This is a genomic window from Microlunatus sp. Gsoil 973 (genome assembly GCF_009707365.1).
In the GTDB taxonomy this organism is placed as follows: domain Bacteria; phylum Actinomycetota; class Actinomycetes; order Propionibacteriales; family Propionibacteriaceae; genus Microlunatus.
In genome coordinates, this window is the sequence record NZ_CP046122.1 from 3739296 (window position 1) to 3753070 (window position 13775).

A 13775-nucleotide genomic window follows, 5' to 3' on the forward strand; every position below is an offset into this window, starting at 1 on the left:
CGCGATGGTCGACCGACATTCGAGTCGCAAACCGGACTGCCGCCCGGTGGTGACCGCTAAGCTGACGCCATTCGGTCGCGCCGGTGTGCCCGCTCCCAGCCGGGCACCAGCGGGCCGGTCGGGGGATGAGGCGATGAGCAAGCCGATCATCATGACCGTCGATGACGACGCGATGGTGTCTGCCGCGATTTCACGTGATCTGCGGAGCCGGTACGGCGCCGACTACCGGATCGTGCGTGCCACCTCCGGGGACCAGGCGTTGTCGGCGCTGACCAGGCTCGCGTTGCGGAACCAGCAGGTGGCGTTGATCGCCTCGGATCAACGGATGCCGGCGATGACCGGCATCGAGCTGCTGGAACGGGCACGCAGCCAGGCGGCGACGGCGAAGCTGCTGCTGCTCACCGCGTACGCCGACACCGATGTCGCGATCAAGGCGATCAACGACATCGGCCTGGACTACTACCTGCTGAAGCCGTGGGATCCGCCGGAAGATCGGCTGTATCCGGTGATCGACGATCTGCTCGACGATTGGCGTGAGTCCAATCCCGACCACACCGCGGACGTCCGGGTGGTCGGTCACCGATGGTCTGAGCGCAGCCACGAGATCAAGACCTTCCTGGCCCGCAATCACGTGCCGTACCACTGGTACGACGTCGAACTGGACGCCGACGGCCAGCGGCTTCGCGAGCTTGCGGAGGCATCGGTGGCCGACCTGCCGCTGGTGCTGATCCCCGACAGCGAAACGCTCCGGTCGCCGTCGACCCTCGAACTTGCCGGCGCCCTGGGCTTGCGAACCACAGCCCAGCAGCCGCTGTACGACCTCTGCATCGTCGGCGCCGGACCGGCCGGGCTGGCTGCCGCCGTCTACGCCGCATCCGAGGGCCTGAGCACCGTGGTCGTCGAACGGGAGGGCCCGGGCGGTCAGGCAGGTCAGAGTGCGGCCATCGAGAACTACCTCGGTTTCCCGAGAGGTCTGACCGGCTCGGATCTGACCCACCGGGCAGTTGCCCAGGCCAGCCGGTTCGGCGCCGAGATGGTGCTGGCGCGGACCGTCGCCGGTTTCGAGACCCGTGGGCCCGTTCGGGCCGTGAAGTTCGACGGATCGGCGGAGATCGAGGCCCGCGCAGTGCTGGTGGCGACCGGCGTCTCCTACCGGCGGTTGCCGGTGCCCGGGCTGGACGAGCTCACCGGACGTGGGGTCTACTACGGCGCGACCGCCAGCGATGCGAGCCAATGCCAGGGTGACGACGTCTACGTCGTCGGTGCCGCGAATTCCGCAGGGCAGGCAGTGCTCAATCTGGCCCGGTTCGCCAAGCGGGTTGTCATGGTGGTCCGCGGCCCGAACCTGGAAACAAGCATGTCCCAGTATCTGCTCGAGCGGATCACTGCCGCCGACAACGTCGAGGTGCGCTGCACCAGCCAGGTCGTTGGGTGTCGCGGCGACGGTCACCTGGAAGCCCTCACCCTGCTCGACTCGGAATCCGGTGAGACCGAGGAGCTCGAGGCGAGTTGGCTGTTCGTGTTCATCGGTGCCTCGCCGCATGCCGAGTGGCTGGGTCCGGATGTGCTCCGGGACGAGAAGGGTTTCATCGTGACCGGCCCCGACCTGATGGCAGCTTCCGACGGTAACGGGTGGAAGCTGGCCAGGCCGCCGTATCCGCTGGAGACCAGCGTGCCGGGCGTTTTCGCTGCCGGTGACGTCCGCCTCGATTCGATGAAGCGGGTCGCCTCGGCGGTCGGGGAGGGCGCCATGGCCGTCTATCTGGTTCACCGCTACCTGGCGACGATCTGATGCGTACCGACGATCTGCGACCCGTCTCCCTCTTCGACGGACTTACCGATGCCCAGCTGACCGAACTGGTGCAGGCCGGCGAAGAGTTGCCCATTCCGCTGGGCAAGGACCTCTTCCACGAGGGTGAATCGGCAGACTCCTGGTGGGTGCTGGTGAGCGGAGCGATCGAGTTGCACCGGCTGATCGGCCGCGAGGACACGGTGGTCGGCCGAATGGACGTGCCGGGCCGCTGGGCGGGCGGCTTCCGGGCCTGGGACCCGCAGGGTCGCTATCTGGCCAGCGGTCGCGGCGTGTCCGAGGGCACGGTGTTCAGAGTCTCGTCGCCGGCCCTGCGCGAGCTGTCGATGAAGTGGTTCCCGTTCACCGGGCATCTGCTGGACGGTGTGTACGGCACCGCGCGGCACGTCGAGGTCATCGCACGGCAACGCGAGTCGCTGGTGACGTTGGGCACCCTGGCCGCCGGCCTGGCGCACGAACTGAACAATCCGGCAGCAGCCGCAAACCGGGCGGTCGACGCCCTCGAAGGCGCTTGCCAGACGCTCCTCTCCTCCCTCGGTCGACTCGCCGACGGGCAGATCACCGCAACCCAGTTCAGTGCACTGGACAGCCTTCGTCGCGAGGTCGCGCCGTCGCCCGTCCTGTCCGACCCGTTGGCGGTGGCCGACCAGGAGGACGAGTTGTCCTCGTGGATGGACCGCCACGACATCGAACGGGACTGGTTGATCGTTCCGCCGCTGGCTGCGGCCGGCGTGAGCGCCGCCTGGTGTGACCGCGCCGCCGCCGTGCTGCCGGCAGAGGCGCTGCAGGCCGGGTTGGAATGGGTGGCCAGCACGTTCTCCGCCGAGACGCTGTTGTCGGAGGTCAAGGAGTCGACCGGCCGGGTCATGGAGCTGGTCTCGGCTGTCCGGTCGTACTCCCAGATGGACCGCGGTTCGCTGCAACACGTCGACGTGACCGAAGGGTTGGACACCACCCTGGTGATGCTGGGTCACAAACTGCGGGACGGTGTGAACGTGGTCCGGCGCTACGGCCCCGACGTGCCCAAGATCGACGCCTACGCCGGCGAACTGAACCAGGTGTGGACCAACCTGATCGACAACGCGGTCGACGCGATGGACGGTCACGGCACGCTGCTGATCACCACGACCGCCGACGAGGGCCACGTCGTCGTCGAGATCACCGACACCGGCGCCGGGATGTCACCGGAGGTGGCTGCCCGTGCCTTCGATGCGTTCTACACGACGAAGGAGGTCGGCACGGGCACCGGTCTCGGGCTGGACATCGCCCGCCGCATCGTCGTCGAGCGGCATGACGGCACGATCACCATCGATTCCCGGCCCGGCAACACCATCCTCCGGGTCCGGCTGCCCCATCGACCTCCGGAACGCTGAGCACGACGGCAATCGTCGGGGCCCATCCGCCAGCTGACCCGCTGCTCCGCCATGATCTTGGTGGGTCGAAACCCTGCGCACATATCGCGTGGAGGCTTCTTCGTGTCTCCACCTTGATCAACAACTCCTCCGGAACGGCGTTGCGACGGTCCGGACATGAGATGGCCGACCTTCGGCCGGCAGAGTTCCGGCAGTGGTGATGATCGTGATCATGATCAAGCCGGCTGATGCGCAGCCGTTGGCCTCGATGCCCTCACCTGATCCATCAACTCGTTGGCTCTCCAGCCGTCGGTGAAGGTCGGATAGCTGCCGGTGCGGTGCCCGTTGATGTCGGCAGCGAAATCCTTGATCAAGTGATCCCACCCCGACTGGATCGGATTCTCCTCGGCTGTGAACGGGACCTCCGTCCACTGATCACTCGCCGCGCTCCGGTACGACATCCGGCTGAACCATGGTGCGTCATCGAGTTGGATGGAGCCCTTCGTCCCGTGCACCGCGAGGTAGCCGACATGTCGGGTGGCAGTGAAGGCGGCCAGATGGAACAGCGCCGTGATCATTCGTCCGCCGGGCAGCTCGATGCCGATGACGGCGGTCGCCGTCATGTCGGCGTCGTTCTCCCGCCATGGGCCGTGGGCGGCCTCGTCGGGGTCGATCGGGGTCCACAACCGGAAGTCGTGGACGGGCGGGCCGACCGGAACACGATCCACGACCACGTCGGTGTGGCCGATCGCCCACACCGCCTTGCCGCCCGAGACGTACTCGGCCTGGACAAGACCATGCGGCATACCGTTCATCAGCATGCCGCCGCCCGCCTCCAGGCTGTGCACCCAGCAGTACGGAAGGAGCGGTGGCAGGTTCATGTGGACCACCACCTCGATCTCGCGCAGCTCGCCGATGGCGTCCTCGATCACCAGGTCCCTGGCCTTGACGAGTCCCGGTGTGTACCGGCTCGTCCCGCCATAGGCATGTCTCACACCGGCTCCCTCGACCGCGTCGAGCATCCGGCGAGCCTCAGGTCCGCTGCGTCCCAATGGCTTTTCACAGACCACGTGCGCGCCACGTCGCGCGGCATGCTCGACCATCTCGCGGTGCGGTCCCGCCGGCGTGGTGATCGCCACGACATCGGGTTCGAGCTCGTCGAGCGCAGCGCGCCAGTCCAGTCGTACGTCATCGATTCCGAGCCGGGCGCCCACTGCGCGCGCGGGCTCAGGACTTCGACCGCACAAGGCCACGACATCAACACCCGATCTGCGCAGAGCGGTCGCATAGCCCTCGCCGGCCCAACCGGTCCCGATCACCATCCCTCGCACTTCGACCATCCCCGTCGCAGCACCGTGACACTTCATCCACAACGACCGTACGACCTCGTTCGACCCGGCGCTTGCCGATCGCGACATCGGGCGGACTCCTGCCGAACCGAGCTGTGACTTCTGCGAGCCAGACGTCGGCCGGGCCGATGGTCGGATTCTCAGATTGGGGCGCCACTGCCTTCGACGTGGGTGATTTGACCCAGGGGACAGCTCACCCGGATGGGCAGTCCTGTCGATGAAACGGCCGGCCCACTCCCCCCTAGCGTGAGCCACACCGAGGGAGGAATCATGGAACATGTCGAGACGGTGATCATCGGCGCCGGCCAGGCCGGCCTATCCACTGCTTATCACCTGCGCCGGCGAGGCCGGGAATGCCTGGTACTGGAGAGCAACCAACGCATCGGTGACGGCTGGCGTCAGCAATGGGACACACTGCGGTTGTACTCACCGGCCAAGTTCGACGGCCTCCCGGGGATGCCCTTCCCGGCAGCGCCGTGGGCGTTCCCGAGCAAGGACGAGGTCGCCGACTACCTCGAGACGTACGCCGCCGACAACGCGCTTCCGGTGCGGCTCGGTGTCCGCGTCCGTCGGCTGTCGGCCGACGATGCCGGTGGGTTCGGGATCAGCGCCGACGGCGGGACGATCCACGCCGACCAGGTGGTGGTGGCGACCGGCACCTTCGGTCGTACGCCGAATGTGCCGGCGGCCGCCAAGGAACTCGACCCGACGATTCTGCAACTGCACTCCAGCGAGTATCGGCGGCCGAGCCAACTGCAGCCCGGTCCGGTGCTGGTCGTCGGAGCTTCTCACTCGGGCACCGACATCGCCTATGAGGTGGCGCCGCGCCATCCGACCACGCTGGTCGGCCGGGACTGTGGCGAGATCCCGGTCCGGCTGGAATCGCGGCGGATGCACGTGCTCTTCCCCGCGCTGCTGTTCATGTGGCGGCATCTGGTGACCCGACGGACGCCGCTCGGCCGCAAGGAGATGCCCGAGGTCCGGGCCCACGGCGGGCCGATGCTGCGGGTCAAGCGGGCCGATCTCGTCGCCCGCGGCGTCGTCCGCAACGAGGCCAGGGTGATCGGTGGCCGCGACGGCCTCCCGGTGCTCGCCGACGGCACGGTGATCAGCGCGACCAACGTCGTCTGGGCGACCGGGTTCCGACAGGACTTCGACTGGATCGACCTGCCCGTCTTCGGCGACGACGGCTATCCGCGGGAATACCGCGGTGTGGTGGCGTCCGCGCCCGGTCTGTTCTTCTGTGGCCTGTCGTTCCAGTACGCGTTCTCCTCGATGCTGCTGGCCGGAGTCGGACGGGACGCCGAACTGGTGGCCCGACGGATCGCCGAACGAGCCGGGCGGCCCGCCGTCCGGACTACCCGAGGACAGGCCGCGGCAGCCTGAACCTGGATCCACCGGAGGGCGTCCGCCGCGGGTATCGTGACGCGCAGGAGGTCCGGCCATGGGCTTCGTCGACGAACTCATACGGGCGCGCGAGGACTACGAGCGCGGCGACTGGGCCCGCGCGCTCGACACCTGGTCGGGCCTCGACGCCGACGAGATGGATGCTTCGGACCTGCGCGCGGCAGCAGCCTCCGCCTACCTGCTCGGCCGGGTCGCTGCCGCGATCGACTACTACCAGCGTGGGTTCCGGCTGAGCAACGGCACCGGTGATCCGGCGGGCGCGGCACGCTGCGCATTCCATCTGTCGATGATCCACGCCACTGCCGGCGAGCCGTCACTCGCCGCGGGTTGGACGGCTCGGGCGGCCCAGGTCGTCGGAGGGCTCGACGACGACGCCGTCGAACAGGGCTACCTCGCCTTCCTGGTGATGTTCCAACACCTGGCGGAGAGGGCTTGGCCGACTGCTGCCGCACTCGCCGCCCGCGCGACCGGGCTCGGCCGGCTGCATCGCGATCCCGATCTGCTGGCGCTCGGGCTGTGTTCAATGGGCCGGATCGACATCTATTCCGGCCGGGTCGACGACGGGCTGACGGCCCTCGACGAGGCGATGGCCGTGCTGACGGCCGGCGAGGTGTCCCCTGGGGTCTGCGGGAACGTCTACTGCACCGCCATCGAGGGCTGTCAGGAGATCGCGGAGTTCGGCCGGGTGGCGGAGTGGACGTCGGCGCTCCACCGCTGGTGCGCCGCCCTGCCCGGGCTGGTCACCTTCACCGGGCAATGCTCGGTCCACCGTGGCCAGGTGATGCGGCTGCGCGGTGCGTTCGCTCAGGCTCTCGACGAGTTCGAGCACGCGATCGAGCGGTATCGACACGCAGACTCGCTGCCGGCCGCCGGTTTGGCGGAGTCGGAACGCGGAGATGTCCTCCGGGTGATGGGTGACTACACGGCCGCGGACGCCGCCTACCAACGGTCGGCCGAGCTGGGCCTCGACCCGCAACCCGGGCTCGCGCTGCTCTGGCTGGCCACCGGGCGGCCGGAAGCCGCCGTCGGGGCCGTCCGCCGGCTGCTCGCCGAGCAGACCGAGCCGACGGCTGGCTGCCGGCTGCTGCCCGCCGCCGTCGAGGTCCTGCTTGCCGCCGGGTCCGTCGAGGAGGCTCGGACCGCCGCGACCGCACTCGATGAGGTGGCGACCCGGTTGGGGACCTCCGCCGTGCAGGCGATGGCCGCCTACGCCGATGGTGCCGTGGAACTGGCGGTCGGCGATGCCGCGGGATCACTGCCGTACCTCCGCAAGGCTGCTCAGTTGTGGGGGCGGGTGGACAGCCCGTACGAGGTCGCTCGCACCCGGGTGCTGATCGGCCGCGCACTCGGCACAATGGGCGACGGCGGCTCAGCCGAGACCGAGTTCCGCACCGCCACGGCGACCTTCGCTGCCCTCGGTGCCGCACCCGCGGCGGCCGAGACCGAGCGGCTGCTCCTTCCCGACACACCCCCGGGAGGGCTGACGGTCCGCGAGGCCCAGGTCCTCCGGTTGGTCGCGGAGGGCCGCAGCAACGCCGCGATCGCGACCGAACTGGTGCTCAGCGAGAAGACGGTGGCCCGGCACCTGTCCAACATCTTCACCAAGCTCGACGTCGGCTCCCGGACCGCTGCCGCCGCCTACGCCTTCGAGCACCACCTCATCTGAAACCACTCACCGACCCGACGCGGCGCGGCGGCACGACCTCACGGCTTGCGACCAACGACGGCGCCGTTCGCTCCTGCCGCCTCGAACCAGACGGTGCGAGTGTCCTGGAACCCCAGGTCGTCCAGCCACCGTCGGTACTCGGCCGGCGTGTAGTTGCGGCCCTCTGTCTCGACCAGCATGTTCAGGCTCATCATGGCGGCGGCCGGCGGACCGGTCCGTTCATCGTTGACCAGCAACTCCGAGATGATCACCTGCCCGCCCCCGGGCAGGGCTTCCCAGCATTTTCCGAGGATCGAACGGCAGTCGTCCTCCGCCCAGTCATGCAAGATCATCGACAACAGGATCGTGTCATGACCCGCCGGCAACGAGGGGTCGGCGAAGAAGTCGCCGGCCGTCGTCTGGATCCTCTCGGCGAGACCCGCTTCCTTGATCTTTCGGGCCGCGATCTCGCAGACCATCGGCAGTTCGAAGACTGTCGCGGTCAGGCCGGGATGCTGCCGGCACAGTTCGATGTCGAATGCTGCCGAGCCACCTCCGACATCCAGCAAGCGGCGCGTTCCGCTCAGGTCGACTGCGGTTCCCAGCGTGCGGGCTGTGAAGGTGGAGAGCGAGTGCATGGCCTCCCAGAACACCGCAAGCAGTTCCGGATCCTCGCCGTCGAAGAGTGAGCTCTGCCGGTCCGGATCCCAGGTGATGGGGCGGTTGGTACGGATGCCGTCGGTGAGCTTGCCCCAGGCCGGGTACAGCCGACGGTCGAGCATCTCCACCCAGCCGCCGAAGTCGTACGGCTTGCCGCGGACCAGGAACTCCTCGGCGAGCGGGCTGTTGACGTAGCGGCCGTTGGTCCTCGCCAGAAGCCCGAGTGCGGCACAGCCGGTGAGCAGCATGTCGGCCGGTCGCGGGTGGATTCCGAGCGTTTCGGCAAGCTCTGCGCTCGTCGTACCTGCCGTGCCGGACAGCCGGGAGAACAGGTCGAGGTCATGGGCTGCGGCGAGCGTCTTGAACGCCCAGAAGCCGGTCGTCAGTTGCATCAAGGGGACGGGCGACAACGCCTGATCGGTGCCGGCCGTCGCGGCGACTTTCACAGAATCATCGTTGGACACCACGCCGAAGTTAGGCGCTGACGGGACGGGTCGGGAGGTCCACAGCAGACCCAATGGCACTGGGCCAGTGCTAGCTGCCAACCCTGGATTCCCTCCGGTCGATGGCATCTCGGAGCACGCGCAGGCCGCCGGCGATCTTCTCCTCCGGTATCGCGCCGAACCCGAACACCAGTCCGGGCCGGGTCGGTTCGAAGGAGAGGTCCTGCACGGTGGCCAACGCCACGCCGTGATCGGCCGCACGTCGCACCCAGCCGGCGACATCGGCGTGGTCCGACCGCGCCCAGGCGGCCAGGTGGAGGCCGGCGACTGACGGGATCCGCATGAGCACGTCGTCGAACCGGGAGTCCAGCAGGTCGGCGAGCCGATCACGCCGAGCCAGGTACGTCCGGCGCATGTGCCGGATGTGGGCGGCCAGCCGGCCCTCGTCGATGAACCCGGCGAGCGCTCCCTGGAGCGCAACAGGGCCGTGCCAATCGGCGACGAATCGGGCCCTGCGCAGCGCAGTCACCAACCCGGGCGGGACGACGCAGTAGCCCAGCCGCAACGACGGAAGCATGGTCTTGGAGAACGAGCCGACATAGACGACGCGGCCTGACCGGTCGAGGCTGTGCAACGCATCGAGCGGTCGCCCGGCGAACCGGAAGTCACTGTCGTAGTCGTCCTCCACGACGGCAGCGTCGTTGTCCCCCGCCCACTCCAGCAGCGCAGAGCGCCGCGCCAACGACATCCGAACGCCGAGCGGGAACTGGTGCGCGGGTGTGACGTACACCAGCTTGGCGTTCGACGGGAGCTCGCTGACCACCAGGCCGTCGGTGTCGACCGGCACGCTGGCGACGTCGGCACGGGCCGCCTGGAGTGCTCGCCGGACCGCGGGATAACCCGGATCCTCCACTGCTGCGACATCTCCCGGCTGCAACAGGACCTGGGCAAGCAACGAAACCGCCTGCTGGACGCCGTTGGTGACGACGACGTCGTCGGCGCCGACGGTCAGCCCGCGACTGACCGCGAGGTGTCGCGCGATGGCCGCGCGGAGAGCGGCCTCGCCCTGCGGGTCGGCGTACCGACCTCCCTCAACAGTCCGTCGTAGTTCGCCGACGATCAGCCGCCGCAGCGTGGAGAACGGGAAGGCGGTCGAATCCGGCAGACCGGTCCGGAAGTCGAAGGCATATTCGGTGCCCGAGGCTCGCGGACTCTCCCACGATTCGTCCTCCCACCACGGCAGGGGCCGTAGGGCTGACGGCACCTTGCGCGCCCGGTTGATCGGCTGGACATCGGATGCCACGAACGTGCCCACGCCGGCGCGTGCCCGCAGGTAACCCTCGGCCGTCAGATGCTCGAAGGCGGTGATCACCGTGTTCCGGGAGACGCCCAGCGACGCGGCAAGGTCGCGACTGGACGGCAGGGCATCGCCTGCCGTGAGCCGGCCCGCCAGGATGGCGTCCCTGATCTGTTGGAACACCTGGCGGGTGATCGGTTCTCCCGGGATCAGCGACAGGTGAATGTCCATGTCAACCTCGCGATGCGATCGGCGGCCTTCGCTGGGCGCAGACTCCGGCGGAACGGTCGCAGGTCGACCGACGCGCCCAGATCGATTCTGTCCCGTATCCGGGTCGTTATGGGGTCGAGACCGGACCAGTGAAGCTGGTGCCGAATCGGTTCCACCGTCCGTCGGTCATGGCTTCTAACCTGCTCGAACCGGACACCGCGCCGGACACCACGGCGCCGGATAGTGCAGGAGGTTCCATGAGATCACTTCGCGTCGGCTGCACCGCCGTCACCGGAGTCACCGTCCTCGCCGGCGTTCTTGCGTACACGTCGCTGGCGGCCGCGCAACCGCGCTGTCGGGACATCTCAGCGACTATTCGCGACAAGGTCGTCACCGAGGGTTGCCCACCGCTTACCGAGGCGTGTGTGATCGGCACGGTCGAGGGCAGACACGGCTTCACCGGAACAACCGTTTTCGTGCTCGGCTCCCGGGGCGAGGCTCCGCCCACAGCACCTGATCAACGACCGGTGAGCGGGACGATCACGTACACCTTCCGGGATCGGTCGACCCTCACCGCCCTCGAGACGAGCATCGGCAACGTCAACCAGGAGACCGGTGCCGGCCACGCGGGCGGCACACAGCAGTTCACCGGTGGTACCGGCCGCTATGGGGACTCCACCGGCTTCGCCTACCTCGCCCAGCACTTCGAGGTCGACCACTTCGTCACAAGCGTCCAGGGCGAGGTCTGTCGCGCCCAGCGCTAGACCGGACGAACTCCCGCGCACCGGTTCCTGGCCACACCTGCTCGAAGGGAATGATCGACATGGGTCGGATCGTCAACTCCACATTCGTCAGCCTGGACGGCGTGATCAACCACCTGGACAACTGGCACTTCGACTATATCGACGACGAGAGTGACGCCATCGCCCTCGACCAGCTTGAGGCCGGCGACGCCATGGTGATGGGGCGACGCACCTATGAGATCTATTCCGGTGCGTGGTCCACCCGTGACAGCGAGTACGCAACCAAGATCAACGCGATGCGCAAGTATGTCGTCTCCTGGACGCTGCACAAGGCGCAGTGGACCAACACCACGGTGCTGAGCGGAGACCTTGTTGAGGCGGCGAACAAGCTGAAGCAAGCGCATGCGCGGGACATCCTGATGCACGGCTACGGGCCGGTCGCCAAGACACTGATGCGCGCAGGTCTGGTGGACGAACTGTGTCTGTGGGTTCATCCAGTACTGGCCGGCGTCGGGACTGCTGACGACCTGCTGTTCGGTGACGTCCTGCATGCCCGACTCGGTCTGTTGGAGACCAGGACGCTCAAGTCGGGGGTGGTCGTTCTCCGGTATGGGCCCGTCTGAGCCGTGTCCGATCCGGTGACAGCGGGGACGAGATCGATGTCCGCCGATGATCGTCTTTATCTGATCACCGGCGCGACCGGGCACGTTGGTCGGCTGGTCGCTTCCGAGTTGCGACAGAACCGACGCCGGGTACGACTTCTCACCCGGAGTGGCAGCCGCCGGTCACCGGCCACCGGCAATGGCGTCGAGCTGGCGCGGATCGAGTCTGATCATGGCGACGGTGTCGACAAGCCCGGCTTGTACCGGGCTCTCGAAGGTGTTGCGGCCGCATTCCTGGTCTGTGGGGAAACCCCCGCCCGGCCGCAGTTCGAGATGTCGTTCATCGACGCTGCGGCCACTCGCCGCGTCCGTGTGGTCAAGCTGTCCGCGCTCGGCGCCGGCCCTGACGCGCCGACCTTCCTGCGCTGGCACCACCTGGCCGAGGAGCACCTGCTCCACACGGGCAAGGACTGGACCGTGCTGCGCGCCAATTCATTGATGGACAACCTGCTTCGTAACGACCGTCACCCGATCGCGGCCGGCCGGTGGCGCAGCACTCTCGGAGCGGCACAAGTCAGCTTTATTGCCGGCACCGACGTCGCTGCGGCGGCCGCGGTGATGCTCACCGATGACTGCGGTGCGCATGCCGATACGATCCACGAACTGACCGGCCCGCAGGCGCTCACAGCCCAGGACGTCGCGAACCTCGCCGCCGAAACCGCTCGGCCACCCGGTGGAGGTTATCGACACGCCCCCCGATGAGCTCCACAGGGCGCTGATCCGGCGCGGAGGCCCGGAGAGCCTCGCCGCCGGCGTCGCGGAGCTGCACGCGTACTTCCGATCCGGCGCCGCTGCCGCCGTAACGGACACGCTCCAGCGGGTCCTGGGCCGGCCGGCGACCACGCTGGCGGAATACTTGACCGACCACCGTGCGGAGTTCACCGCCACCGCTGCGACACCGACCGATGAGATGAGACCACCGGATGAACATTGAGCACACGTCCGATGCGGCCGGCCTCGGCGGTCCCCCACTGATCGCCAGTCTCGCTCTGGCCGGCGCGATCATTCTCACCGGCGTCGTCACCGGAGTGCTTGCGCTCTACGCGCATACGATCATGCCCGCACTCCGCACCACCGATGACCGGACCTTCGTCGGCGCCTACCAGGCTCTTGACCGAGCGGTCTACAACCCCTGGTTCATGGGCAGCTTCTTCGGTGCGTTGATCTTGACCGGAGTGTCGGCCGCAACCCACCTGACAGCGGGACCGGCCTTCCCGCTGGTTGCGGCCGCGTTCCTTCTCTACCTCGGTGTCGTCCTGATCACCATGATCATCCACGTCCCGCTCAACAATGCGATCAGTGCCGCCGGTGACCCGGACCGCATCCCCGACCTCTCCCAAGTACGACGGAACTTCCACGAAGCCCGCTGGGTGGCCTGGCACCTGGTGCGCACGATCCTCGGCGTGTGCGCCTTCGTGCTGCTCGTTGTGGCCGGCACCCTGCAGAGTCGCGGACGCTGACCGGTTGAACACGTCACCAGGCGTCCGCCACTGGTGTCGTCGAGGTCGGCGTCGATGATCAGGACCGCCGTCGAGGCTCTCGCAGTAGGCTCCAGGCGTGCGAAGCAGTCAGTCACTCGATCGGAAGGATCGCGATCTGGCTGCGCTGGCTGTACTGGCCATGTTGGCTGTCGGTCCGCGCCACCCGTACGACATCCACAGGCTGCTGCTCGAGACCGGAAAGGTCTTCGTCACCGGACTTCCCCGGAGCCTCTATCACGCCGTCAGCCGGCTGGAGAAGGAACGACTGATCAAGCCAATCGGCACGCAGCGTCAGGTCGGACGTCCGGAGCGGACGGTGTACGCGCTCACCGCGGCGGGCCGCGCCGAGGCCCGACGACGGGTCGAAGTGCTGCTGCGGACTCCCACGTCGGATACTGACATCACCTATGCCGCGCTCTCCTTCCTTGCGGTCCTGGAGCGCGGCCAGGCGGTCGCCGCCCTCCATGCGCGGACCGAAAAGCTCTCGGAGACCATTGAACGGCTCACCGCCGACCTCGCCGGTGCTAATACGGTGCAGCCACTGTTGCTGGTCGAATCGGAGTACGAGTTGGCACGCCTGCGCGCCGAACGGGACTGGATGTCCGAGATCGCCGAGGAGATCGCCTCCGGTCGTCTGGAATGGCTCGATGCCTTCCCTCCGGAAGACGATCCCGAAGACGGTTCTGCTGGCGCAACGACGGCTGGTGGTTCTTAGC

Annotated in this window: 12 protein-coding genes; 9 read left to right on the forward strand and 3 right to left on the reverse strand. The window is 67.9% G+C overall.

The features are described from left to right. The first annotated feature begins 133 nt into the window (after positions 1-133). Both GJV80_RS17655 and GJV80_RS17660 read left to right on the forward strand, forming a co-directional pair. Positions 134-1792, forward strand: coding sequence for an FAD-dependent oxidoreductase (locus GJV80_RS17655; RefSeq protein WP_154689022.1), 1659 nt, complete (start codon positions 134-136; stop codon positions 1790-1792). Beyond that, positions 1792-3183, forward strand: coding sequence for an ATP-binding protein (locus tag GJV80_RS17660; protein ID WP_154689023.1), 1392 nt, complete (start codon positions 1792-1794; stop codon positions 3181-3183). The genes GJV80_RS17655 and GJV80_RS17660 overlap by 1 nt, the downstream gene beginning before the upstream one ends. A gap of 215 nt (positions 3184-3398) precedes the next feature. On the opposite strand, the gene GJV80_RS17665 is transcribed toward GJV80_RS17660, so the two are convergent. Beyond that, positions 3399-4580 carry a Gfo/Idh/MocA family protein gene (locus GJV80_RS17665; RefSeq protein WP_195908995.1) on the reverse strand — a complete coding sequence of 394 codons (1182 nt, stop codon included), beginning with the start codon at positions 4578-4580 and terminating at the stop codon, positions 3399-3401. Between the two features lie 201 nt (positions 4581-4781). Here GJV80_RS17665 and GJV80_RS17670 point away from each other — a divergent pair, with 201 nt between their 5' ends. Both GJV80_RS17670 and GJV80_RS17675 read left to right on the forward strand, forming a co-directional pair. Continuing rightward, on the forward strand, positions 4782-5897 hold the full coding sequence (locus GJV80_RS17670) for an NAD(P)/FAD-dependent oxidoreductase (protein ID WP_154689025.1): 1116 nt from the start codon (positions 4782-4784) through the stop codon (positions 5895-5897). Between the two features lie 58 nt (positions 5898-5955). Next, the gene (locus tag GJV80_RS17675; RefSeq protein WP_154689026.1) at positions 5956-7584 is read left to right on the forward strand and encodes a LuxR family transcriptional regulator; all 1629 of its coding nucleotides are present in this window, start codon (positions 5956-5958) and stop codon (positions 7582-7584) included. Between the two features lie 38 nt (positions 7585-7622). Here the strand turns inward: GJV80_RS17675 and GJV80_RS17680 are convergent, their stop codons facing one another. Continuing rightward, entirely contained in the window at positions 7623-8669 is a 1047-nt protein-coding gene (locus tag GJV80_RS17680) for an acetylserotonin O-methyltransferase (protein WP_230207809.1), read from the reverse strand. An 88-nt stretch (positions 8670-8757) separates the two neighbouring features. Then, a complete protein-coding gene (locus GJV80_RS17685) occupies positions 8758-10194 on the reverse strand; it encodes a PLP-dependent aminotransferase family protein (protein WP_154689027.1) in 1437 nt (478 codons plus the stop codon). A gap of 236 nt (positions 10195-10430) precedes the next feature. On the opposite strand from GJV80_RS17685, the gene GJV80_RS17690 reads away from it, so the two are divergent. The 5 genes from GJV80_RS17690 (at position 10431) to GJV80_RS17710 (ending at position 13774) form a co-directional block, all read left to right on the forward strand. Further along, a complete protein-coding gene (locus GJV80_RS17690; protein WP_154689028.1) occupies positions 10431-10937 on the forward strand; it encodes a hypothetical protein in 507 nt (168 codons plus the stop codon). Positions 10938-10996: 59 nt separating this feature from the next. Next, complete coding sequence (locus tag GJV80_RS17695) at positions 10997-11539, forward strand: dihydrofolate reductase family protein (RefSeq protein WP_195908996.1); 543 nt, start codon at positions 10997-10999, stop codon at positions 11537-11539. A 36-nt stretch (positions 11540-11575) separates the two neighbouring features. After that, complete coding sequence (locus GJV80_RS17700; protein ID WP_154689030.1) at positions 11576-12280, forward strand: NAD(P)H-binding protein; 705 nt, start codon at positions 11576-11578, stop codon at positions 12278-12280. A 221-nt stretch (positions 12281-12501) separates the two neighbouring features. Beyond that, positions 12502-13038, forward strand: coding sequence for a DUF1772 domain-containing protein (locus tag GJV80_RS17705; protein ID WP_230207810.1), 537 nt, complete (start codon positions 12502-12504; stop codon positions 13036-13038). Between the two features lie 97 nt (positions 13039-13135). Beyond that, positions 13136-13774, forward strand: a complete 639-nt coding sequence (locus tag GJV80_RS17710) for a PadR family transcriptional regulator (protein ID WP_230207811.1) — start codon at positions 13136-13138, stop codon at positions 13772-13774. Position 13775 lies beyond the last annotated feature (1 nt).

Bases quoted from the DNA above. Each gene is read 5' to 3' on its own strand.
- GJV80_RS17690 (WP_154689028.1), top strand. From the start codon at position 10,431: ATGAGATCACTTCGCGTCGGCTGCACCGCCGTCACCGGAGTCACCGTC.
- GJV80_RS17665 (WP_195908995.1), bottom strand. From the start codon at position 4,580: ATGTCGCGATCGGCAAGCGCCGGGTCGAACGAGGTCGTACGGTCGTTG.
- GJV80_RS17675 (WP_154689026.1), top strand. From the start codon at position 5,956: ATGGGCTTCGTCGACGAACTCATACGGGCGCGCGAGGACTACGAGCGC.
- GJV80_RS17700 (WP_154689030.1), top strand. From the start codon at position 11,576: ATGTCCGCCGATGATCGTCTTTATCTGATCACCGGCGCGACCGGGCAC.
- GJV80_RS17685 (WP_154689027.1), bottom strand. From the start codon at position 10,194: ATGGACATTCACCTGTCGCTGATCCCGGGAGAACCGATCACCCGCCAG.
- GJV80_RS17695 (WP_195908996.1), top strand. From the start codon at position 10,997: ATGGGTCGGATCGTCAACTCCACATTCGTCAGCCTGGACGGCGTGATC.
- GJV80_RS17670 (WP_154689025.1), top strand. From the start codon at position 4,782: ATGGAACATGTCGAGACGGTGATCATCGGCGCCGGCCAGGCCGGCCTA.
- GJV80_RS17705 (WP_230207810.1), top strand. From the start codon at position 12,502: ATGAACATTGAGCACACGTCCGATGCGGCCGGCCTCGGCGGTCCCCCA.
- GJV80_RS17655 (WP_154689022.1), top strand. From the start codon at position 134: ATGAGCAAGCCGATCATCATGACCGTCGATGACGACGCGATGGTGTCT.
- GJV80_RS17660 (WP_154689023.1), top strand. From the start codon at position 1,792: ATGCGTACCGACGATCTGCGACCCGTCTCCCTCTTCGACGGACTTACC.